This window comes from Acinetobacter psychrotolerans, from assembly GCF_048552595.1.
Taxonomy (GTDB): domain Bacteria; phylum Pseudomonadota; class Gammaproteobacteria; order Pseudomonadales; family Moraxellaceae; genus Acinetobacter.
Genome location: NZ_JBIMDK010000018.1, coordinates 48804 through 70396 on the forward strand (window position 1 = coordinate 48804; position 21593 = coordinate 70396).

Consider the following 21593-nt stretch of genomic DNA (forward strand, 5'->3'; position numbering starts at 1 on the left):
TGTAGATATCCTTTGGGCAATTTTTTTACTGGCTTACGCGTTGTATCGCTTCATCATAAGTCGCGCTTGGTTTGTATTGATTTGCCAATTGGTAATGTTGCTTAGCTTGGGCGTAATCTTGATTATTTTCATAGATTTTACCCATATTATAGTGAGAATAAGCTTTGGTATTGTTATTGGTCGCCAAAGCAATGGATTTTTGATTTGCCCATAAAGCTTCTGAGGAACGATTGAGCTTTTGATAAGCAACGGCAAGATTACTATAGGTCTGGCCAACATTTGGATTGTAGTCGATAGACTGTTGATAGAGCATTGCAGCTTGTTCAATCTGGTTGTTTTGATAGGCTTTATCTGCACTTAAATTAAGGGTCTTGGCTCTTTTTTGCGCATCGGCTGAGACAGGAACAATATTTACCCGAGTGGTTTGATTTTGATAATTTGATACTGTTGAACCCACTTGGCTTGCGTTAACCGTGGCTCCTGAAATACGATTGATGTCTTGAATTTCACCTTCAGGGCTAATGCGGAATACAGTCCATAAATTCCCCGTTTGACCAGTTGGAATATAATAAGAACGAATCAGTGATTCACCTGCATACACCATGACTTTGGCTTGGCTATTGGATAAATTGGTCGTAGTTGGTTGAGTGCGATCAGAAAAGTCATGTACTGAATACACATAATATTGACCTTCTAAACGTTTATCAATCGTGACGGTTTCAGGACCATAAGAGTCGGTGTCATCCACATCCAGATTTGCAGCCAAACCTTGTTTACTGTCCCAATATACATGCTGATTTTTATAACTTAAGTGTGAATCGAGATCTAAAGGGTTTTGCCCCCAATTCAGTACAATTCGCATACTGTTGAGATCTTTGAGTACAGGGCTTAAGGCGTAGGTCATGCCATCACATGGACATTTTGCAACCAGTGTTGAATAACCTGATTTTTTGATAATCAGTAAATTATCTGAATTGTCTGTAGTATTACTATTGACTGAGGCTCGGCCGCTTGTATTGGTAGAGCTTGATGCAGAGCGCTCACCATTTTTTTGCAAAATCACTTCAGCATTGGCAATATTTTGATCTTTCACTGTTGCACTTAACACATGCACATTGACGGTGTCTGCATGGCTCAAGATCGGAATAATGGATGCGAATAGTGATGAATATAAAATATGTTTTTTCATTGTTTATCTCTTTTGTTGGTGCACATAATTTGATTGTTATTTAGAAGATCTTTTGCATAAAATTAGCTGATTATTTATTGACTCATCGTTTTATTTTGTAATAAAAAAAGCAGTATATTGATACTGCTTTATGACCGAATATGATTGAGTAATTAGGCATTAAAACGCATCGATAAATCGATAGCTTTGACATCTTTGGTCAATACACCCATCGAAATATAGTCGACGCCTGTTTTTGCGACTTCATGTAAATTAGCAAGTGTGATATTGCCAGAAGCCTCTAGTTTACAACGACCTGCAACATGTTTTACCGCATCAATCATTTGTTGTTGGCTGAAATTATCTAACATCACAATATCCGCTTTCGCTTCAAGTGCTTGATTTAATTCATCCCAAGTTTCAACTTCGACTTCAACAATCTTACCGGGTGCAATTTGGTGTGCTTTGGCAATGGCTTGCTCAATACCGCCTGCGGCCATGATGTGATTTTCTTTAATCAAAAAAGCATCGAATAAACCTAAACGATGGTTTTGACCACCACCAATCGCAACTGCATATTTTTGTGCAATGCGTAAACCGGGTAAAGTTTTACGTGTATCGAGCAGTTTGGTGTGTGTGCCTTCTAAATATTGAACATATTCAGCAGTTTTGGTCGCAACAGCAGACAAGGTTTGTACAAAATTTAAAGCAGGGCGTTCTATGGTGAGTAAGCTACGTGCAGAACCTGCAAGCTTGTAAATGGTTTCATTGGCTTTGACTCGATCGCCATCATTTTTAAGCCAAGTAATTTTTATTGATGGATCATAGGTTTGAATAATAGCATTGACCCATGGCTGACCTGCCAAAATCATATCTTCTCGTGAGATAATGGTTGCAGTGGCTTGTTCATCTTCAGGCGTGAGTAGGGCAGTAATATCCGCATCACCAATATCTTCTTGGAGTGCTTGTTGAATATTGATTTGAATCGATTGTTCAAGCAAAGATTGAGGTATGCTCATGGAATGTCCCTATAATGTCACCCTTAAAAACTGAGCGTTATATTAACATTGTCGTCACCAGTTTGAAGAAGTTTTTATTTTATACAGATCAGAGTAAACTAGCAGCATTAAAATTTGGTGGATTCAGTATCCAAATTTATCTATAAAATATTGATATTCATTTGAATAAAAGGTGGATGATGCAGATTGCAACGCAGTTTCAAGTGGTCGATGGTCAACTGATTGGCGCAAGACAAATTCCATCCCCTAATTATAATCAACGTCCTGAAAATACAGAAATTCAATTGCTCGTGATTCATAATATTAGCTTACCGCCGTCGCAGTTTGGAGGTGGATATATTGAGCAATTTTTTCAAAATCAACTTGATTGGTCGATTCATCCTTATTTTCAAACCATTGAAGGTATGAAAGTTTCCACGCATTTACTTATTCTACGAACAGGTGAAATTTTACAGTTTGTGAATTTTAATGATCGTGCATGGCATGCAGGGCGTTCTACTTATTTAAGTAAAATTGAATGTAATGATTATTCAATCGGTATTGAGCTTGAAGGCAGTGATGATACTGATTTTGAAGCAATTCAATATCAACAATTGGTGAACGCTGTTGCAACGCTGCAACGTGCTTATCCAATGATCCAGCAGCATATTGCAGGACATTCAGATATTGCATCAGGGCGTAAAACAGATCCTGGGCCACATTTTCAATGGCAAGCTTTTCGTGAGTTATTGGTCAAGGTTAAACATGGGCTTTGACATAAATTAGCTGCTCTTTTAGTGGGTGATTCCTAAAAAATAGTTAAGTTCTTTTGATTTGTGAATATCTGAACGATTTAAAATCATAAAAAATCAATTCTATTTATGATTTAACAACGAACTTTTAAGAATATTTAATTACAATAGCGACTTTATTTTAACTGGGTGAATACGATGGCGCTGTGGCGATCCACCTTTATTGTCAGTGCAATGACCATGCTTTCTCGGGTATTGGGTCTAGTCAGAGACATGGTGCTACTGAATGTTTTTGGTGCAGGTAAAGACTTCGATACTTTCGTGGTTGCATTTCGTATTCCGAACTTTTTTAGGCGGTTATTTGCCGAAGGGGCTTTTTCACAAGCCTTTATTCCTGTTTTAACTGAATATAAAACTACAAAATTACATGCGGAAGTGCAGATTTTGATTAGCCGAGTGTTTGGTTGTCTGTTGATCGTGATGTCAATATTGACGTTAGTCAGTATGATTATTGCACCCGTGATTTTATATGCTTATGCACCCGGATTTCATAACGATCCTGCTAAATTTGATCTCGCTGTAGATATGTTTCGTTTAACGATTCCATATCTAATGTTTATGTCATTGACTGCTTTTGCTAGCAGCATTTTAAATAGCTATGGCTCATTTGCATCACCTGCATTTTCTCCTGTACTGTTAAATATTGCGATGATTGCTGGAGCTTGGTGGCTTTCCCCTTATTTAGCACAGCCGATTATGGCACTGGGTTGGGCTGTGGTGATCGCGGGTATTTTACAACTTGCGATACAAGTACCGGAATTATGGAAAAAAAAATTACTTATTCCACCTAAGGTTGATTTTAAACACGAAGGTGTAGATCGTATTCTTAAATTGATGTTGCCCGCATTATTTGGGGTATCAGTGACACAAATTAATTTATTGTTAAATACGATTTGGGCATCGTTCATGCAGGATGGTTCTGTATCTTGGCTTTACAGCGCAGAACGAATGACAGAGCTGCCTTTGGGATTGATTGGGGTTGCGATTGGAACAGTGATTCTACCTTCATTATCAATGAGTAAGGCTGAACAAGATCAAGCTAAATTTCGCAAAATGTTGGATTGGGCAGCACGTGTGATTGTCCTTGTCGGTGTTCCTGCAAGTATCGCATTGTTTATGCTTTCAACGCCGATTATTCAAGCACTGTTCCAACGAGGTGCTTTTGATGTGCGTGATACTCAAATGACCGCAATGGCACTGCAATGTATGAGTGGTGGGGTGTTGGCATTCATGCTCATTAAAGTTTTTGCGCCTGGTTTCTATGCAATGCAAGATACCAAGACTCCTGTTCGTGTCGGTTTAATGGCTGTTGCTGCCAATGCGATCCTTAATATTATATTTATTGGCTTTTTTAGGTTCATAGATTGGCAAGCAGAACATATAGCATTAGCAATTGCTTCTTCTGGTTCGGCTTTAGTGAATGCAGGAATGTTATATTTCTATTTACATAAGCGTGATATTTTTAGATTTGGCGCACATTGGAAAAAATTATTTGTTCAATTTTCTATTGCTAATATCGCAATGGTCGCAGCACTTTGCTATGCCATGACTTGGTATAATGGAGAAGTTTCGCAATGGATTCGTATTTTAGAAGTCTTGGGTTTATGTATTGTTGGTGTTGTAACCTATGGCATTGCATTGTTGACTGCTGGATTTAGACCAAGACATTTGAAGCATTAAGTATTTTTATTCATTCCATTGAAAATATTTGCTGTAAAAAAAACATCGCTATTGAGCGATGTTTTTTTATTGATGCCTTTTGATGAATTGCTAAATAATTTTTAAGGTAAAACTTTCAATAACTCAACATCAAAAATTAATGTACTGTTTGGTCCAATGGCATCACCTGCACCGATTTCGCCATACGCTAATTTTGCAGGGATAAAGAAACGATATTTAGCGCCTTCTTTCATCAGTTGTAAGCCTTCAGTCCAACCAGAAATGACTTGGCTGACTTGAAACTCTACAGCTTCATTTCGAGCAAAAGAGCTGTCAAAAACAGTCCCATCTAACAAGCGACCTTCATAATTGACTGATACTTTCGATTTAGCAGAGGGGGCTTTGCCAGATCCTTGTTGGAGAATGCTGTATTGCAAACCACTTGGCAGAGTGATAACACCTGATTGTTTGGCATTATTGTCTAAAAAAGCTGTCCCAATTTTTAAATTTTCATCTGCTATTTTTTTAAACTCTAGCATTTGCTTCGCTTCGCTTCGTTGTTTGTATTGCGATAGTGCTTTCGCCATTTCTTCATCGGTCAAAGAAGCTTTTTGCCCTGAAGAACCTTCTTTAATACCTTGGATAAAAGTATCTAAATTAATATCTTTTAACGTGTCTGCATTGGTACGTCCCATTACATAACCGTAGCTATAACCCAATTGATCTTGTTGGGGGCTTTTATTATTAATAGGCGCTGCGAATGTAGTAGTCGTGATTAGACTTAAACTAAAGGTAATGAGTGTTTTTTTCATAATTAAAATCCAAAAAGGAGAGCTAAGCTCTCCTTTTTTAATATTTATTTCACTTGAAGAAGTTCAACATCGAAAATTAATGTGCTATTCGGTGGAATCGTTCCAGGTACACCTTGTTCACCGTAAGCCAATTTTGCAGGAATATAGAACGTCGCTTTACCACCTTCTTTCATCAACTGTAAGCCTTCAGTCCAACCAGGAATCACTTGGTTTAAAGGAAATTCTACAGGCTGTCCACGATCATAAGAACTATCAAAGACTTTGCCATCTAGCAACATACCTTTGTAATGTACAGTAACTTGTGAAGTTGCCGCAGGTTGCTTACCTGAGCCTTGTTTGGTCACTTTATATTGCAAACCAGATGCTGTAGTTACAACATCTGGTTTTTTAGCATTTTCTGCTAAGAAAGTGTCATTTGATGATGTCGTTTTCTCGGTTTTTTCTAATTGTTTATGTTGCATTTCTTTTTGGAATTCAACATAAGCAGCTTGTAATTCTTCGTCTGTATATGCACGTTGCTTTTTAGCATGACCGTCACGAATACCACTAATAAATGTATTTACATCAACTTCAGGTGGTGTTTGGCTTGCAACTTCATAGCCTAGTGCATAACTGATTTTTTCAACAGGTTTTGCAGTTTTTGACATTGAACTACTGTTTACGTCAGCTGGATGTTGAGAAGCATAATAAACAGGTACAAGTGCAGCACCACCTAAAATTACAGCAACTGCGATGGGTAAGGCTTTACTCATAAAAATTCCCAAATTTTAATCTTTTTAAAAGGCTAAGTTGATCCTTAGCATAAACTGAACAAGCATATAACGTCTTCATGGCAAACGATATAGTTATCTGATGAGGACAACTAAAAATATACAGATCTCAATTATCAAAAAGCCAGATTTTAATCTGGCTTTTTGAGTGTTTGCTATCTAAATACAAGAGTATTAATCATCTTTGACTGAAGTATAGGCATAAGCATAGCCATAACTTCCTCCAATCGATGCTTGAACATCATTGAGAATAATACCATTGACTTTGGTTCCAGCTTGTTCAAAGCGATTGATGGTTAATTCTAATTCCCTCATTTGTGTTTTGCCATAACGTGCGACAACAAGATTTACACCGACAAATTGGGAAATAATAATACCATCAGTGACTGCAAGAATAGGTGGTGTGTCTATGATGATATGGTCATATTGCTGAGACAATTGATTGAGTAACTCACTAAAGCGCTGTGAACTGAGCATTTCTGAAGGATTGCCTTGGTTCTTACCACGAGGTAAGAAATCTAAATTATTGACTGTTCCAGAATGTACAATACATTGTTCAATTGAATTTTGATTGGTTAAATATTCTGTTAAACCAGGCGATGTATCATGGTCGAAATACTTATGTAAATAACCACGACGGATGTCTGCATCAATCAAAAGAACTTTTTTATTCCCTTGTGCAAAAATTGCGGCAAGATTTGTCGAGATAAATGATTTGCCAATTTCAGGTGCAGGTCCAGAAATAGCAATAATATTATTTTTTGCATTATTTAAAGCAAAATGGATGGTGGTACGAATACTACGCAAACTTTCAATCGCAATATCTTCACTATTTTTAACCGCAAGAATAGGAATCGACTTTTTCTTTTTAAGCAATTGAACACGGCTCTCTTGTATAGGAGATCGAGGAACGGTTGCATAAACAGGCAGATCTAACTCATTTTCAATACGGCTTGAATCTTTAATACCCGAAGAAAGCATATTACGAACTAAAGCAATTAAAACACCAATAAAGCCACCAACAAAAATTGAAAGAATTAATACAATCAGTTTTCGTGGTTTGATTGGTTTAACGGGTTCTACAGCGGTATCAATGATACGGACATTACCAATTTCACCCGCTTTCACAATTTTTAATTGTTGATAGCTGTTTAATAATGAAGTGTAAAGCTCAGTATTCACCTTAACATCACGATAAATTTGTAAATACAGGCGCTGGGTTTCAGGTAAGCGCTTAATAGATTGTGCTAACTCTGAGATTTTTTTATCAATAGCTGCCAGTTGCGCATTAATTTCAGTCATGAGCGGGTGATCTGAGGTATATTTTGCAGAGTACTCAGCTTGTTTTTGCTTGAGTTCGATGCGCATTTTTTCCAGTTCGATATTTTGCTTGAGCATCAACTCAGATTCTTGTGTGACATCAACAGTATTATATTGTTCACGGAATTTATTGAATTTGATTTCTGAATCTTCAAGTTGCTTTTTCAACTCAGGTAGCTGTTGATCAAGAAAGCTTAAAGTTTGCTTTGATTCTAATGTTTTACGTTCAATATTTTGTTCATGATAGATGCTTAAGATGTGATTAAGAACTTTTGTAATATGTTCTTGATCAATGCCTGTATAGCTTAGACCAATCACCCCAGTCATTTTACCTTTTTCAGAAACTGCAAAGTTTTCTCGTACCAGTTTAACTGCCGAAGGAAGCGAAAGTTTTGTGATGGTAAAATCTTGTTTAAATGGGCTCTGGCTATTAATTTGAACAGACCACATTCCTTTATTATCTTGAGTTTGATTTAAATGATTTAAACTGCCCTTAAAGACAACTTGATCTTTATAGCTTAAATTAAATTTAGTTTTATCAACAAACTGCAGGGTTAATTTTTTATCATAGTAATATTGTGGAATATCAAATTTCAAGACTGAAAAGCTTGATTGATTCTTTTGAAAAGTAATGGCTTTAGTGTCGTAGCTTAATCGAGTTTTATCTTTTGAAACCAAGTTATGGAAAAAAGTATTTTCATTGTCGGAAATTTGGATGTCTAGATTCAGGTCATGAATCACTTTACCTAGTACAAGTCTTGAGTTTAGGATTTCTATCTCTGCATCAGCGGGAGATTTTTGTCCTAAGCTTCCTGCAACATCTGATAGACCACCCATTAAAGCAGCAGATGCTGCACTTTTGCCATCTTCAACTTGAACGATGGCGTCGGTTGAGTAGACGGGTGCGGTAACACGAAGATAAAGTAACGCGCAGATTAAACTCAAAATGACACAAAGTGCAATCACTTTCCATTGGGAAATTAAAGAGAAAAATAACTCTTTTAAGTCAATTGTATCATCATCATTAGTTTTTGAATTTTGGTTCATAAGTTAACAACTAATTAAAATTTAGAGGTGTGATTGCCAATCTTTGGCATAAACTTGAATATTCTTACAGGTTTCATCAAAAAATGCTTGATCATGTTTGTATGGATCAGGCACATTTTGACTTTGCCAATGACCTAAGCGAAATACTTTACCTTTTGCGAATGGCCATTTTTGTTCAATATGCTGAGACTGATTTTTACTCATAACTAAGATTAAATCAGCTTTTTTAATCAGTTCAGCGTTGATTTGACGTGCAATATGTTCACGCATATCAATATGAAGCTCATCCATACAAGCGATCGCTTTATCATCAGCTTGATGACCAACCATTGCAGAAAGTCCTGCAGATTCGATATTTAAATTTGGGTTTTGGTTTTTTAGAAAATATTCTGCCATTGGGCTTCGACAGATATTACCTACACAGACCACTAAAATATTTTTGATCTGCATTTTATTTACCTAATTGATCAAAGGTATATAAGGCACTTGAGAATGGAACAATTTGGTTCATGATACGTTGCCAACGTGTTAAGCCAGTCGCATCAATATAGACAATATCATTTTTTTGCATAGGGAATTGATTGGCTAGGGCTAGATTGCCAAGACTACTAAGATTTAAATGGTAAATTGTTGATTGTTTAGTATTTAAATCAGTTCGCATGACATAAATTCTTGCTGCACTAGCAGAGTATGGGCTAATTCCTTCGCTTTCACCCAATACATCACTTAAAGTCATACCTTGTTCACGAAGTGCCAAAGCTTGGCTTTTATTTGACTCACCCATGACATAAAGTTTTTGATCTTGTTTCGTGTTAACGTAGATCGTGTCATTTGCTTGAATTAATAAATTATGTAAAGACCGACCTTGTTTTTCAAGTTGGATACTATTCAGATTATAAGTTTGACCATTACGTATTAGTTGAATGTTGGTCGTATCACCAGTTTTTGTATCAATACCACCAGCTTGACCGAGTGCAGTATAAATACTAATCGGTTGATCATTTAAAGTGTATTGCCCACTTTTCATCACTTGACCATTAACAAAATAACGGCGTCCTTCATAAGACAGAACACGAACAACGACATCAGGATGTTTTAAGTATCTTGCAAATTGGCTGCGTAAAAACCGATTAGTCTCTGCAAGGGTTTTACCTGCAATACGAACTGAACCAACAAGAGGTAATTGAACATTACCATCAGGATCTATCGGGTAACCTACAGCCTTAATGTTGGTTGCATCTTGAATTGGTGGCGTAATTTCTGGGTAAGCCCAAAGCTGAATGGAGAGGACATCTCCAGCAGTTAATCGATAAATTTTTTGTTGTTGATGAAATAGAGAAGACACGCTATTTGAATTTTCAATATTCGCTATATTTAGAGTTGGAATATTTTGTTGATCAAGTTGGATAACAGAAAGTTCAGCCCCTTGATCGGTTTTGTATTGCCCATGCTCTGGTAAATCATAAGTTTGAAGTCCAGATGTGATTGCACAACCAGAAAATAATAAAGAAATAGTTAAAACTGAAAAAAGTGATATGTGTGCTTGCTTCACATTCAAAACCCTTATTTTATATTGCGTTGTTACTTAAAATTCAATCTTGAGGCAGAATTGTAAGCTAAAAAAGAAAAATAGGATATCGCGTTATTTAGAGACTATTGTATTAAAGCTGAAAAATGTCTGGACAGGTATCTTTTCACGACTTTGTTATATATAAATTCTATTGTCTAAAAGAAACAATGAGATCTTTTATACACAATGTTACCAATATTGATAAATTGTATTTGGTGAAATCAGTTTATATTGTGTATCGTAAATAAATTATAGGTATAATGCCCTTAAAATTTAGAGTGAATAATCAACTTGAAAGATTTAGTTTCATACTAAGATATTGATTAGTCTGAAATGATTGAAAATAGATATTTTTATTAAAAATGATTCATAGGACACAATATGAGAGTTTTGGTTACTGGTGGTGCAGGCTTTATTGGATCAGCAGTCATAAGACACATTATAAAAAATACTCAAGATGAAGTATTGAATATTGATAAATTAACCTATGCAGGCAATTTAGATTCTTTGAAGGAAATCGCTCACAGCGCGAATTATCAATTTCAACAAGTTGATATTTGTGATGCTGATGCTTTGACCCAAGCTTTTAATCAATTTCAACCAAATTTAGTGATGCATCTTGCCGCAGAGTCACATGTAGACCGTTCAATTGATGGGCCTGCTGAATTTATTACAACAAATATTGTTGGAACCTATACCTTGCTAGAGGTTGCTCGTAAATATTGGTCGGATTTGGATGAGAAAGATCAAGCAATTTTCAAATTTCACCACATCTCAACGGATGAGGTGTATGGCGATTTAGAAGGTACAACGGATCTATTTACTGAAACAACATCCTATGCGCCAAGTTCACCTTATTCTGCGAGCAAAGCAAGTTCAGATCATTTAGTCCGTGCTTGGCAAAGAACCTATGGTTTACCAACAATGATTACCAATTGCTCGAATAATTATGGTCCTTATCACTTTCCAGAAAAACTCATCCCTTTGGTGATTTTAAATGCTTTGGATGGTAAGCCATTACCTATTTATGGCAAAGGTGATCAAATCCGTGATTGGTTATTTGTCGAAGATCATGCACGTGCACTCTACAAAGTTGTTACAGCAGGTGTAGTAGGTGAAACTTATAATATTGGCGGGCATAATGAAAAGCAAAATATTGAAGTTGTAAAAACCATTTGTAAAATTCTAGATGAATTAAAACCACAGTCAAATGGTCAAGTATACGAGTCACTGATTACTTTTGTTAAAGATCGTCCAGGGCATGATTTACGTTATGCAATTGATGCAAGTAAAATTGGTCAAGATCTCGGATGGAAACCTGAAGAAACATTTGAAACAGGTATCCGTAAAACAGTGGAATGGTATTTAAATAATTTAGAATGGTGCCGTCGAGTTCAAGATGGTAGCTATCAACGTGAAAGATTAGGTGTAAGTGCATAATGTTAATAACAACAAAAGGTATTATTTTAGCGGGTGGTTCTGGTACACGCCTGTACCCAATTACTAAAGGTGTGTCTAAACAGCTACTTCCTATTTACGATAAACCGATGGTTTATTACCCGTTGTCAGTTTTGATGTTGGCAGGTATTCGTGAAGTATTAATTATAAGCACGCCTGAAGATATTGATGGCTTTAAGCGACTCTTGGGCGATGGATCACAATTTGGTGTAGAGCTTAGTTATGCAGTTCAACCAAGCCCAGATGGTTTAGCGCAAGCTTTTATTATCGGTGAAAAGTTTATTGGCAAAAGTAATGTTTGTTTAGTTTTAGGCGATAATATTTTTTATGGTCAAGGCTTTACACCAATGCTTCGTCAGGCTGTAGTGCGCAAAAAAGGTGCCACAGTTTTTGGTTATCAAGTCAAAGATCCTGAGCGTTTTGGTGTGGTTGAGTTTGATGATCAGAAACGGGCTATATCACTTGAAGAAAAGCCTAAACATCCAAAATCAAATTTTGCAGTCACTGGCTTGTACTTTTACGATAATGATGTTATTCAAATTGCTAAAAACGTGAAGCCTTCTGATCGTGGTGAACTTGAAATTACCACAGTAAATCAAATGTATTTAGAGCGTGGTGATTTAAATGTGGAGTTGTTAGGTCGTGGTTTTGCATGGCTAGATACAGGTACCCATGAAAGTTTACTAGAAGCAGCTCAGTTTGTAGAAACCATAGAAAAAAGACAGGGTTATAAAGTAGCTTGCTTAGAAGAAATTGCTCTCAACAATGGTTGGTTAACTAAAGAACAAGTTTTAGAGATTGGTCAAAGTATGAGTAAGAATGATTATGGTAAGTATTTGATTTCACTTGTTGTTTAATAAAAAGGTTTAAACTTTTATGGCTTATCTAAGTGGAGTGCAACTTCAAGCTTTAGGTTTTAAAAAGCTTGGTAAGAATGTTAAAATTAGTGATAAAACAAGCATTTATGATTGTGGTCAAATTGAAATTGGCGATAACTCACGAATTGATGACTTTTGCATTTTGTCTGGGAATATTAAAATTGGTAAGTATTGTCATATAACACCTATGTGTTTAATAGCTGGTGGAGAGCCAGGTATTGATATTGCTGATTTTTGTACACTTGCATATGGAGTGAAAGTATTTTCGCAGAGTGATGATTACTCTGGAGAAAGTATGGTTAATTCATTAATCCCTAAAAAGTACAAAAATGAATATTTTTCTTCAGTTAAGCTGAATAAACATGTGATCGTTGGTGCTGGTGCAGTGATTTTTCCTGGCGTTGATTTAGGGGAAGGTTGTTCGATAGGTTCAATGTCATTGGTATTGAAAAGTACACAACCGTGGGGTATTTATGCTGGAATTCCTGCTAAGCGCATTAATGAGAGAAGTAAGAAGCTTTTAGTTTTGGTAAACAAGTTTATAAGTGAAGAGAATAATGATTCCATTTAATAAATCGCCTTATACAGGTGATGAAGATGCATATGTACTTGATGTTATACATAATCAAAAAATGTCAGGTGATAGTTTTTATACAGAAAAATGTCATAAATGGTTTGAGGATAATTTACCTTGCAATAGAGCTTTGTTAACACCATCTTGTACTCATGCTTTAGAACTCGCTGCTATTTTAATTAATATTAAAGCAGGTGATGAAGTTATTATGCCAAGTTATACATTTGTAAGTACAGCAAATGCATTTGTATTGCGTGGAGCAAAAGTAATTTTTGTTGATATTCGTTCAGATACAATGAATATTGATGAAAGTAAAATTGAAGCAGCCATTACAAAAAATACTAAAGCAATTGTACCAGTTCACTATGCTGGGGTGTCCTGTGAAATGGATACAATTATGAACTTAGCTAAACGATATAATTTATATGTTATTGAAGATGCCGCCCAAGCAATGCATTCAACATATAAAGGACAGGCTTTAGGTACAATTGGTCATTTAGGGGCATATAGTTTCCACGATACTAAAAATTATACTAGTGGTGGGGAGGGGGGGCTTCTTATTGTAAATGATGATCAGTTCAAAGAGAGGGCTGAAATTGTCCGCGAGAAAGGAACAAACCGGAGTCAGTTTTTCAGAGGTATGGTTGATAAATATAGTTGGGTGGATATAGGAAGTAGTTATTTAGCTAGTGATCTTCAAGCAGCGTACTTATGGGGACAATTAGGGCGAGTTGAGGATATAAATAATTTTAGATTAAATATATGGCAAGAATATTATAGCAGTTTGAAACCTATAGAGTTAGAAGGCTGGATCGAATTGCCAGTAATACCAACAGATTGTTTGCATAATGCTCATATGTTTTATATAAAGTTAAAGGATCTAACAGAAAGAAGTCGATTAATAGATTTTTTAAAAGGCTCAGGTATATCCTCGGCGTTTCATTACGTTCCTTTACATAATTCAGTTAAAGGTTTGGAGTATGGTAGTTTTAATGGAGATGATGTTAATACAACTAAAGAAAGTGAAAGGCTTGTGCGACTACCAATGTGGTATGGGTTAACGAAAGAAAATATTAATTTAATTACTGAAAAGATTAAGGAGTTTTTCTCCTGAATCTTAAACATATAGGTTCTTTTTCTGTAGGGCCAATAGTTGGTGCAACATTAAGCTTTGTTACAATACCTATTATCACTTGGTTTTTTTCCCAAGATGATGTTGGGCGTTTTAGCATGTTTCAATTAATAATAAATTTAGGAGTAATTCTTGTAAGTTTAGATATGCACCAATCTTATGTTAGGGAATACTATGAGGTAGAAAAAAAGCAAGTTTTGCTTAAGTTAGCTTTCTTACCTGGAATTTTAATATCTATAATTTGCTTTGTATTATTTCAATCAATAGATATTTCACTTTCATATTATTTTCTTGGACTAGATTCAAAAGTTTTAGATTTTTGTATATTTACAGGAATTTTATTTTTATTTTGTATAAATTTATTCTCTCATGCTTTGCGAATGCAAGGCCGGGGTTGGGCTTTTTCTGCAACACAAATTATTCCTAAATTAGGTTATTTAATATTTTTATTGTTGTTGGTATATTTTTTTAGAGAAAAAAATTATGAGCAATTAATTGTTACTAATGTATTAGTACTATTGTTAAGTACATTTTGTTTTATTTTTATTCTTTGGGATGAGATTAAAAAAGCTTGGAAAGAAAGTTTTGATGCAATAATTTTTAAAAAAATGTTGAGTTTTTCACTTCCTTTGTTAACAGGGAGCTTAGCATATTGGGCTTTAATAAGTGTGGATAGGTTAATCCTTAGTTATTTTAGAGGCTTTGAGGAAGTTGGTATTTATGTTGTTGCAACAAGCTTAGCTGCGGGTATTGGTGTTTTTGTAACAGTTTTTTCAAATTTATGGCATCCTTTAGTATATAAGTGGGTAAAAGAGGGAATAGATCCTAAAAAGATAATTTTTATAAATGAATTGATGGTTCTCGCTGTTGGTTTGTTGTGGACTTTAGTTGGACTTTTTTCATGGATTTTAGTATATTTTTTCCCTCAACAGTATAATGGTGTTCAATATATTATTGTTGCATGTGTTGCTATGCCTTTACTTTATATGCTTTCAGAAACTACAAACATAGGAATAGGAATTTCAAGAAAAACAGGCTATGCAATGATTACATCATTATTTGCATTGTTAACTAATGTAATAGTGAATTATATTGCTGTACCAATATTTGGTGTTAAAGGAACAGCCTTAGCCTCGATGACAGCATTTATATTTTTTCTGGTTCTTAGAACAGAATTTAGCTCATTTTTATGGCGATCTTTACCTCGAGTCAAAATGTACATATTTTTACTTATCTATATTGTATTAACACTTTTGCAAGTGTTTGAAATATACCCTAATACGCTTATTTCTAGTGCTGCTTGGTTATTCGGTTTTTTTATACTTTGTTGTCTTTATTCAAGTAGACTTTCTTGGCTTCTTGAGAGAATTAAATTAGGAAGTTTCCAGTGTTAATAATATATGGTGCTCTAGGATTAGGAGGAATCGAGACTTTTTTTGTAAGGCTTGCAAAAGAACGGTTTAGAAATAATAAAAAAACAAAAATTTTATTGCTAAATCCCCCTGAGCTAGGTGGAAGTAATGTAGACTTATTCAATGAAATTATTGAGTATGCTGAAATTTATTATTTCAATGATGTTTTTGAAAAAAAATTTATAAATTGGCGTTTTTTTCTTCTTCATGGCTTAAAAAAAAATAATTTAGAACAAATGATTCGTGATTGTAATCAAATACATGTAACTGATGCTCAGTCGGCATTATTAGCAAATAATATATTAAGAAAACTAGATAAAAAAATACCAATAACAGTTGGTATGTATCATTCTCTCGAATTTTCATGGGGTGGGGATAAACTTCCTTTTTTTGAAAAAACGAATCGTGACTTTATTTATAAGACATTAAATAGCAAGAATTTAATGTGTTTTTCTCAGAATACAAAAGATTTTGTTAGTAAAAGAACTGGCTATACTATTGAAGATGCAAAAACATTTAGGCTTGGAGTTATTGACTCTGCTCAAGAATGTAAATACGGCTTTAATTCCTCTAAAAAAATTAGAATGTGTGCTGTTGGACGTTTAACAGACTTTAAAACATATAATTTTTGGATGCCAAATGTTATTAAAGAATTAAATATCAACGGTTATGATATTTGCCTCGATATCTATGGTGATGGAAATAGTGAGCCTATTGTAAGAAATGCTGTAAAGAATGCATCTGCATATGTGACTTTATATCCCCCTTTTAATTATTCTGAATTTAGTGTAATAGTATCTAAATATGACTTATTTATAGGTAGTGGTACAGCGATAATTCAGGCTGCTTCACTTGGTATACCTAGTATTATAGGAATAGAATCAATTAACGAACCACTAACTTATGGTTTCTTTAGCGATTTTTATGATTGTGAATACAACTTAAAAAGTTTAGATATTCGTAAAACACCTGTATTCGATGTTCTAAAAGGTTTTGTAAATTCCTCTTTTGAAAATAAAAAAAATTTGAGTTTAGAGCATTATCAAGCAGCAAAATTCTTTAGTATTTCAAGTTGTGAAAATAGTATAGAGCAAGGACCGTATGTTGTTTCAGACTATTTTTATTTTAATAAATGGATATATACTTTTTCTTTGATTTTATTTCGTTTGAAAATGAAAATAAATCGGAAAAACATTTATCATGAGGTCTGAAAACTTGAAAAATTTTAAAGTTTCGTATGTGGATGCTCGTATTAAAAAAGATACTTTGTATAAAATGGGAATTTTTTTATTTTCATTTTTCTATGCCTTTTTCCTTGCTAACCTACCAGTTGATGCTTTTGTTGATAGGGACAATTATTTAATTTATGCAGAGCAAGCAAAGTATCTTTTAGGCTTGAATTTTTCTTCTGGTTTATTGCGATTGATATTTAATGAACCAATTTGGTTATTAATAAATATTTTTCTATCCACATTCTTAAATCCAGAAAATGTTGTTAGGTTTATAATTTTCTTTTCATCTTTTTGTGTTTCCTATTTTGCTTTAAATTACAGTAAGAGAAACTTTCTTTTATTATTAATAATTCTCTTTTTACCTCAGGTGCTTAAAAATCACATTATACATTTAAGGCAAGGCCTAGCTCTATCTTTCTTTTTAATAGGATGGTTTTCTGAAAAAAAGTACAAGAAAAATATATTTTTCCTAATGTCGGCTTTTATTCATAGTTCATTTCTTTTTGTACTTGCTTTTGTTTTTATTGATAAAATTGTCTCAACTTTAAAAGTTGATATCTATATAAAAAGTATCATTTGTTTCCTAGCTGCCATCACTTTATTGTTACTAATGGGGATAATTGCTTCTATGCTAGGTGCTAGACAAGCAGAAGAGGTTGTACCCGTTTTTGGACAAATAAGTGGGCTTGGTTTTCTATTTTGGTTAGTAATGATGATTCTATTTCTATTACAAAAGGAGTTTGTTGTAGCAAAGCAGAGTTTCATTATTTTATGTATAATTGTATATTTGACAACATATTTTTTTACACCATACACAGCTAGAATATTTGAAAGCACAATGCTGTTGATATTAATGGCTGGCACTTATTTTACTAAAGAGTTAAAAATATTTTTTATAATTTTAGTTGGAATATATTTTCTAGGCCAATGGTATCCATTATTAGATTTGCCTAAGTTTGGCTGGGGTATTGAGAATTTTTAATGCTTTATATGAGTAATAGGTAATGAACCTTCTTTTTTTAATTACTGGCCTTGGTGGTGGTGGTGCGGAAAAAATAGTAACCGATTTAGCTGATCAAATGTCACAACGAGGTCATTGTGTAAAAATAGCTTATTTAAAAGGTAGTGTAGTTGTTCGGCCAAAAAATACTGAAATTGAACTTATATATTTAGGTTTGGAAAATTTAACAAAGGCTAAATTTGCATATAAAAATTATAAAAAATTAATTTTAGATTTTAAGCCTGATGTTGTTCATGCACATATGGTTCATGCCAATATTTTTGCTCGAATTTCTAGGAAATTTTTATCAGTTCCACGTTTAATCTGCTCAGCTCATAGTAATAATGAGGGTGGTAGGTTTAGGATGTTAGCTTATAAATACACCCATAATCTCGCTGATATAACAACGAATGTAAGTAAAAATGCTTCTCTTAGTTTTGAAAAATTAGGAGCAGTGCCTGAAAATGGAATTATGACGATATATAATGGTATAGACCTCACTAAATTTGAAAAAAATAATAAAGATAACTGGCTAAAAAACGAAATTGAAGTTTTGGAATCTACACCATTATTTCTGTCAGTTGGCCGTTTTCATGAAGCTAAAGATTATCCAAATTTATTAAGAGCATTTTCCATATTTAAAGAGACTTCCTCTTTTAAAGAAAAACAACCTAAATTAGTCATTGTTGGGGAAGGTGAGCTTCGGGAAGAAACTGAAGTGTTAATTAATACTTTGAATTTACAATCTAATGTTATATTGCTAGGTCGAAGAGATGATATCCCAGCATTGTTAAATATGTCTGATTTTTTTGTTCTTTCATCAAAATATGAGGGTTTACCTACTGTAATAATAGAAGCAATGGCATGCGAAACGTATGTTATTGCAACAGATTGTGGTGGTAGTGCAGAAATAATGGGGGAAACTGGGAAGTTAATTCCTATTCAAAATAGTTCCGCTCTTGCCGATGCTTTTAACGATGTTCTAATGTTAAATGAAAGTGAAGTGATAAATAATAATAAAGTAGCACGTAAACGAATTGAAGATCAGTTTTCTTTAATAAATTCTGTAGAGAGATGGCTGAAATTGTATGAATTTTAAAAAAATTGCATTAATTGGAACGACTGGTTCAAGTTTTTATGGCTTTCGCGCAGATTTAATTCTTCAGTTGGTTCAACAAGGACATATCGTTTATGCTTTAACTTCAGAATCTACAGAAGAATGCCTAGAAAAAATTAAAGCACTAGGCGCTATACCTCTAAAATATCAACTGAGTAGAGGTGGCTTAAATCCTTTTGCAGATATTCAGTCTTTCTTACAACTTAAAAAAATACTAAGAGATATTCAACCAGATGTTGTCTTATCTTATTTCGCAAAACCAGTTATTTATGGGAGCATGGCTGCAAGAGCTGCAAAGGTTCCGCTAAAGATAGGAATGCTCGAAGGTTTAGGCTATACCTTTACAGAGCAACCAGAAGGTCAGACAATAAAAACGAAATTGATTCGTAATATTCAAGTATTACTCTATAAAATGGCGTTTCCGTGTTTAGATAAAATGATTTTTTTAAATCCAGATGATCAACATGATTTAATGAAAAAGCATGATCTGAATGTACATGAAGTTCATATTTTAGGTGGAATTGGTTTGAATTTGATTGATTATCCTTATACAAAAGCAGAAATCTCTCCTGTTAAATTTTTGTTTATTGGACGATTATTAAAAGAAAAGGGCGTCTTTGAACTTATTCAAGCAATACGCATTGTAAAATCGAAATATCCTGACGCTTGCTTTACGATTCTCGGAGCCATTGATCATCAAAATATGGGCGCATTAAAGCAGGAACAACTCAATCAATTGATTGAAGAAAAACTTTTTGAGTACCCAGGCTATGTTACAAATATAAAAGATTGGATTACAGATACAAGTGTCTTTGTTCTGCCATCCTATAGAGAAGGTGTGCCACGAAGTACACAAGAAGCAATGGCTATTGGACGTCCTGTTATTACAACTGATGTACCAGGCTGTCGTGAAACAGTTCGTGATGGCATAAATGGATTTTTAGTTCCTAAGTGGGATGCAGAAGCTTTAGCAGAAAAAATGTGTTATTTTATTGAGCATCCTGAACAGGTTAATATCATGGGTCAGGAAAGTTATAAAATAGCACAAGAAAATTTTGATGTTTTTAAGGTTAATAAAAATCTATTTGAAATTATGGGTTTAGAAGTGATAAATGAAAAGACTCCTTGATGTAATCATTGCTGCAATTGCATTAACAATACTTTCACCTATTTTTTTTCTGGTTGCGTATAAGGTGAGGCGAAATTTAGGTTCTCCTGTCTTTTTTTATCAGGAGCGCCCAGGTTTACATGGGAAACTTTTTAGAATGATCAAGTTTCGTTCTATGAAAGATGCATTCGACAAAGAGGGCAATGCATTACCTGATGAACAACGTATTACGCCTTTTGGTCATAAACTTCGTTCTACAACATTAGATGAAATGCCACAGCTTATAAATGTTCTAAAAGGCAATATGAGTATTGTAGGTCCGAGACCTCAAATGCCTGAATTTATGGAGCATTATACAGAACATCAGAAACGTCGTCATGAGGTCAGACCTGGTATGACTGGATTGGCACAGGTCAGCGGTCGTAATAATCTTTCATGGGAAGAAAAATTCGATTTGGACGTACAATACGTTGATAATCAATCAACCTTATATGATTTCAAAATTATGTTAAAGACAGTTGAAGTTATGTTGAATAAGGAAGGCATTGATTCACCAGACCAAGCAGTTGGTGCTAGACGTTTTTCAGGTTCGGAAACGACTGATACTAAATCTACCCATCATTAATAATGTTGTTAAAGTAAATCATGATCAAAAAAGCTATTCTCCCTGTCGCTGGTTTAGGAACGCGTTTTCTGCCTGCAAGTAAATCAATTCCCAAAGAGATGGTCACCGTCGTCGATCGCCCTGCAATCGAATATGTGATTAAAGAAGCTGTCGCAGCGGGAATCGAAGAAATAATTTTGGTGACGCATTCTTCTAAAGCTTCTATTGAAAATTATTTCGATCGTAACTTCGAACTTGAAACGATATTAGAGAATAAGAAGAAATTTGATTTATTGAAAGAAATTACAGAAATACTACCTCAACATGTCAGCGTGATTAGTGTACGCCAACCTCAACCATTGGGTTTAGGGCATGCTGTATTATGTGCTAAAGCAGTTGTTGGTGATGATGATTTTGTGGTGTTATTACCTGATGTCTTGGTGAAAGAAAAAAATAAAGAGAATGATTTAGCGCGTATGATTCGTCGTTTTGATGAGTCAAAAGCATCACAAATTATGGTTGAGGCTGTTCCAGATCACTTGGTGGATCAATATGGTATTGTTGATGTTGCTCATTCACCTGAAGAAGGTGAAAGTATTGTCATGCAAGGTATTGTTGAAAAACCTGCTGTAGGTACTGCACCATCAAATCTATCAGTGGTTGGGCGCTATGTGCTGCCTGCTAAAATTATGCAATTATTAGAACAAACACCGAAAGGTGCAGGTAATGAGATCCAATTAACCGATGCAATTGCAGCATTACAAAAAATAGAGAATGTTGAAGCTTATCGTATGAAAGGGCAGACTTTTGATTGTGGTAGTAAAATTGGCTATCTCAAAGCTGTATTACACTATGGTGTGGAACATTCTAAATTAGGCGATGAATTCAAACAGCTGATTAAAGAGTTGAATTTATAATAGAG

At 34.5% G+C, this 21593-nt stretch carries 21 protein-coding genes; 14 read left to right on the forward strand and 7 right to left on the reverse strand.

Annotated elements, in window-relative coordinates:
* Positions 1-25: 25 nt before the first annotated feature.
* Both ACG94X_RS13910 and nadC read right to left on the reverse strand, forming a co-directional pair.
* Positions 26-1189: a DUF2135 domain-containing protein gene (locus tag ACG94X_RS13910; RefSeq protein WP_419384301.1), complete on the reverse strand. Its 1164-nt coding sequence runs from the start codon at positions 1187-1189 to the stop codon at positions 26-28.
* A 152-nt stretch (positions 1190-1341) separates the two neighbouring features.
* Positions 1342-2187 (reverse strand): carboxylating nicotinate-nucleotide diphosphorylase, encoded by an 846-nt coding sequence (gene nadC, locus ACG94X_RS13915; protein WP_419384302.1) that lies wholly within the window; start codon positions 2185-2187, stop codon positions 1342-1344.
* A 14-nt stretch (positions 2188-2201) separates the two neighbouring features.
* Here nadC and ACG94X_RS13920 point away from each other — a divergent pair, with 14 nt between their 5' ends.
* From ACG94X_RS13920 to murJ, 3 genes are all read left to right on the forward strand, one after another.
* Positions 2202-2333 (forward strand): hypothetical protein, encoded by a 132-nt coding sequence (locus ACG94X_RS13920; protein ID WP_419384303.1) that lies wholly within the window; start codon positions 2202-2204, stop codon positions 2331-2333.
* Between the two features lie 33 nt (positions 2334-2366).
* Complete coding sequence (gene ampD, locus ACG94X_RS13925; protein ID WP_419384304.1) at positions 2367-2942, forward strand: 1,6-anhydro-N-acetylmuramyl-L-alanine amidase AmpD; 576 nt, start codon at positions 2367-2369, stop codon at positions 2940-2942.
* 165 nt (positions 2943-3107) lie between these two features.
* Entirely contained in the window at positions 3108-4658 is a 1551-nt protein-coding gene (murJ, locus tag ACG94X_RS13930) for a murein biosynthesis integral membrane protein MurJ (RefSeq protein WP_419384305.1), read from the forward strand.
* A gap of 101 nt (positions 4659-4759) precedes the next feature.
* Here murJ and bamJ (ACG94X_RS13935) read toward each other — a convergent pair whose 3' ends face one another.
* From bamJ (ACG94X_RS13935) to ACG94X_RS13955, 5 genes are all read right to left on the reverse strand, one after another.
* A complete protein-coding gene (gene bamJ / locus ACG94X_RS13935; RefSeq protein WP_419384306.1) occupies positions 4760-5449 on the reverse strand; it encodes a BamJ family beta-barrel-assembly machinery protein in 690 nt (229 codons plus the stop codon).
* Between the two features lie 44 nt (positions 5450-5493).
* Positions 5494-6201, reverse strand: a complete 708-nt coding sequence (gene bamJ, locus ACG94X_RS13940) for a BamJ family beta-barrel-assembly machinery protein (RefSeq protein WP_419384307.1) — start codon at positions 6199-6201, stop codon at positions 5494-5496.
* Between the two features lie 192 nt (positions 6202-6393).
* The gene (locus tag ACG94X_RS13945; protein ID WP_419384308.1) at positions 6394-8586 is read right to left on the reverse strand and encodes a polysaccharide biosynthesis tyrosine autokinase; all 2193 of its coding nucleotides are present in this window, start codon (positions 8584-8586) and stop codon (positions 6394-6396) included.
* Positions 8587-8607: 21 nt separating this feature from the next.
* Positions 8608-9036 carry a low molecular weight protein-tyrosine-phosphatase gene (locus ACG94X_RS13950; RefSeq protein WP_419384309.1) on the reverse strand — a complete coding sequence of 143 codons (429 nt, stop codon included), beginning with the start codon at positions 9034-9036 and terminating at the stop codon, positions 8608-8610.
* Between the two features lies 1 nt (position 9037).
* The gene (locus tag ACG94X_RS13955) at positions 9038-10138 is read right to left on the reverse strand and encodes a polysaccharide biosynthesis/export family protein (protein WP_419384310.1); all 1101 of its coding nucleotides are present in this window, start codon (positions 10136-10138) and stop codon (positions 9038-9040) included.
* A 399-nt stretch (positions 10139-10537) separates the two neighbouring features.
* Here ACG94X_RS13955 and rfbB point away from each other — a divergent pair, with 399 nt between their 5' ends.
* The 11 genes from rfbB to galU are packed head-to-tail and all read left to right on the forward strand — an operon-like array spanning position 10538 to position 21588.
* Complete coding sequence (rfbB, locus tag ACG94X_RS13960) at positions 10538-11596, forward strand: dTDP-glucose 4,6-dehydratase (protein ID WP_419384311.1); 1059 nt, start codon at positions 10538-10540, stop codon at positions 11594-11596.
* A 5-nt stretch (positions 11597-11601) separates the two neighbouring features.
* Complete coding sequence (gene rfbA, locus ACG94X_RS13965; protein WP_419384328.1) at positions 11602-12471, forward strand: glucose-1-phosphate thymidylyltransferase RfbA; 870 nt, start codon at positions 11602-11604, stop codon at positions 12469-12471.
* A gap of 19 nt (positions 12472-12490) precedes the next feature.
* The gene (locus ACG94X_RS13970; protein WP_419384312.1) at positions 12491-13063 is read left to right on the forward strand and encodes an acyltransferase; all 573 of its coding nucleotides are present in this window, start codon (positions 12491-12493) and stop codon (positions 13061-13063) included.
* On the forward strand, positions 13050-14180 hold the full coding sequence (gene rffA, locus ACG94X_RS13975) for a dTDP-4-amino-4,6-dideoxygalactose transaminase (RefSeq protein WP_419384313.1): 1131 nt from the start codon (positions 13050-13052) through the stop codon (positions 14178-14180). The genes ACG94X_RS13970 and rffA overlap by 14 nt, the downstream gene beginning before the upstream one ends.
* Before the next feature lie 11 nt (positions 14181-14191).
* Positions 14192-15592 carry a lipopolysaccharide biosynthesis protein gene (locus ACG94X_RS13980; protein WP_419384329.1) on the forward strand — a complete coding sequence of 467 codons (1401 nt, stop codon included), beginning with the start codon at positions 14192-14194 and terminating at the stop codon, positions 15590-15592.
* Positions 15586-16821, forward strand: a complete 1236-nt coding sequence (locus tag ACG94X_RS13985; protein WP_419384314.1) for a glycosyltransferase family protein — start codon at positions 15586-15588, stop codon at positions 16819-16821. The genes ACG94X_RS13980 and ACG94X_RS13985 overlap by 7 nt, the downstream gene beginning before the upstream one ends.
* 28 nt (positions 16822-16849) lie before the next feature.
* Positions 16850-17824, forward strand: coding sequence for an EpsG family protein (locus tag ACG94X_RS13990; protein WP_419384315.1), 975 nt, complete (start codon positions 16850-16852; stop codon positions 17822-17824).
* 22 nt (positions 17825-17846) lie between these two features.
* On the forward strand, positions 17847-18941 hold the full coding sequence (locus ACG94X_RS13995) for a glycosyltransferase (RefSeq protein ID WP_419384316.1): 1095 nt from the start codon (positions 17847-17849) through the stop codon (positions 18939-18941).
* On the forward strand, positions 18931-20088 hold the full coding sequence (locus ACG94X_RS14000) for a glycosyltransferase family 4 protein (protein WP_419384317.1): 1158 nt from the start codon (positions 18931-18933) through the stop codon (positions 20086-20088). Before ACG94X_RS13995 ends, ACG94X_RS14000 begins: the two co-directional genes overlap by 11 nt.
* Positions 20072-20692, forward strand: a complete 621-nt coding sequence (locus ACG94X_RS14005; protein ID WP_419384318.1) for a sugar transferase — start codon at positions 20072-20074, stop codon at positions 20690-20692. The genes ACG94X_RS14000 and ACG94X_RS14005 overlap by 17 nt, the downstream gene beginning before the upstream one ends.
* Before the next feature lie 20 nt (positions 20693-20712).
* Positions 20713-21588, forward strand: coding sequence for a UTP--glucose-1-phosphate uridylyltransferase GalU (gene galU, locus ACG94X_RS14010; protein WP_419384319.1), 876 nt, complete (start codon positions 20713-20715; stop codon positions 21586-21588).
* Positions 21589-21593: the final 5 nt, after the last annotated feature.

Excerpts from the sequence above, each read along its gene's own strand:
- ACG94X_RS13910 (WP_419384301.1), bottom strand. The coding sequence starts at position 1,189 with ATGAAAAAACATATTTTATATTCATCACTATTCGCATCCATTATTCCG.
- nadC (WP_419384302.1), bottom strand. The coding sequence starts at position 2,187 with ATGAGCATACCTCAATCTTTGCTTGAACAATCGATTCAAATCAATATT.
- ACG94X_RS13920 (WP_419384303.1), top strand. The coding sequence starts at position 2,202 with ATGTCACCCTTAAAAACTGAGCGTTATATTAACATTGTCGTCACCAGT.
- ampD (WP_419384304.1), top strand. The coding sequence starts at position 2,367 with ATGCAGATTGCAACGCAGTTTCAAGTGGTCGATGGTCAACTGATTGGC.
- bamJ (WP_419384306.1), bottom strand. The coding sequence starts at position 5,449 with ATGAAAAAAACACTCATTACCTTTAGTTTAAGTCTAATCACGACTACT.
- bamJ (WP_419384307.1), bottom strand. The coding sequence starts at position 6,201 with ATGAGTAAAGCCTTACCCATCGCAGTTGCTGTAATTTTAGGTGGTGCT.
- ACG94X_RS13945 (WP_419384308.1), bottom strand. The coding sequence starts at position 8,586 with ATGAACCAAAATTCAAAAACTAATGATGATGATACAATTGACTTAAAA.
- ACG94X_RS13950 (WP_419384309.1), bottom strand. The coding sequence starts at position 9,036 with ATGCAGATCAAAAATATTTTAGTGGTCTGTGTAGGTAATATCTGTCGA.
- rfbB (WP_419384311.1), top strand. The coding sequence starts at position 10,538 with ATGAGAGTTTTGGTTACTGGTGGTGCAGGCTTTATTGGATCAGCAGTC.
- ACG94X_RS13970 (WP_419384312.1), top strand. The coding sequence starts at position 12,491 with ATGGCTTATCTAAGTGGAGTGCAACTTCAAGCTTTAGGTTTTAAAAAG.
- rffA (WP_419384313.1), top strand. The coding sequence starts at position 13,050 with ATGATTCCATTTAATAAATCGCCTTATACAGGTGATGAAGATGCATAT.
- ACG94X_RS13995 (WP_419384316.1), top strand. The coding sequence starts at position 17,847 with ATGAACCTTCTTTTTTTAATTACTGGCCTTGGTGGTGGTGGTGCGGAA.
- ACG94X_RS14000 (WP_419384317.1), top strand. The coding sequence starts at position 18,931 with ATGAATTTTAAAAAAATTGCATTAATTGGAACGACTGGTTCAAGTTTT.
- ACG94X_RS14005 (WP_419384318.1), top strand. The coding sequence starts at position 20,072 with ATGAAAAGACTCCTTGATGTAATCATTGCTGCAATTGCATTAACAATA.
- galU (WP_419384319.1), top strand. The coding sequence starts at position 20,713 with ATGATCAAAAAAGCTATTCTCCCTGTCGCTGGTTTAGGAACGCGTTTT.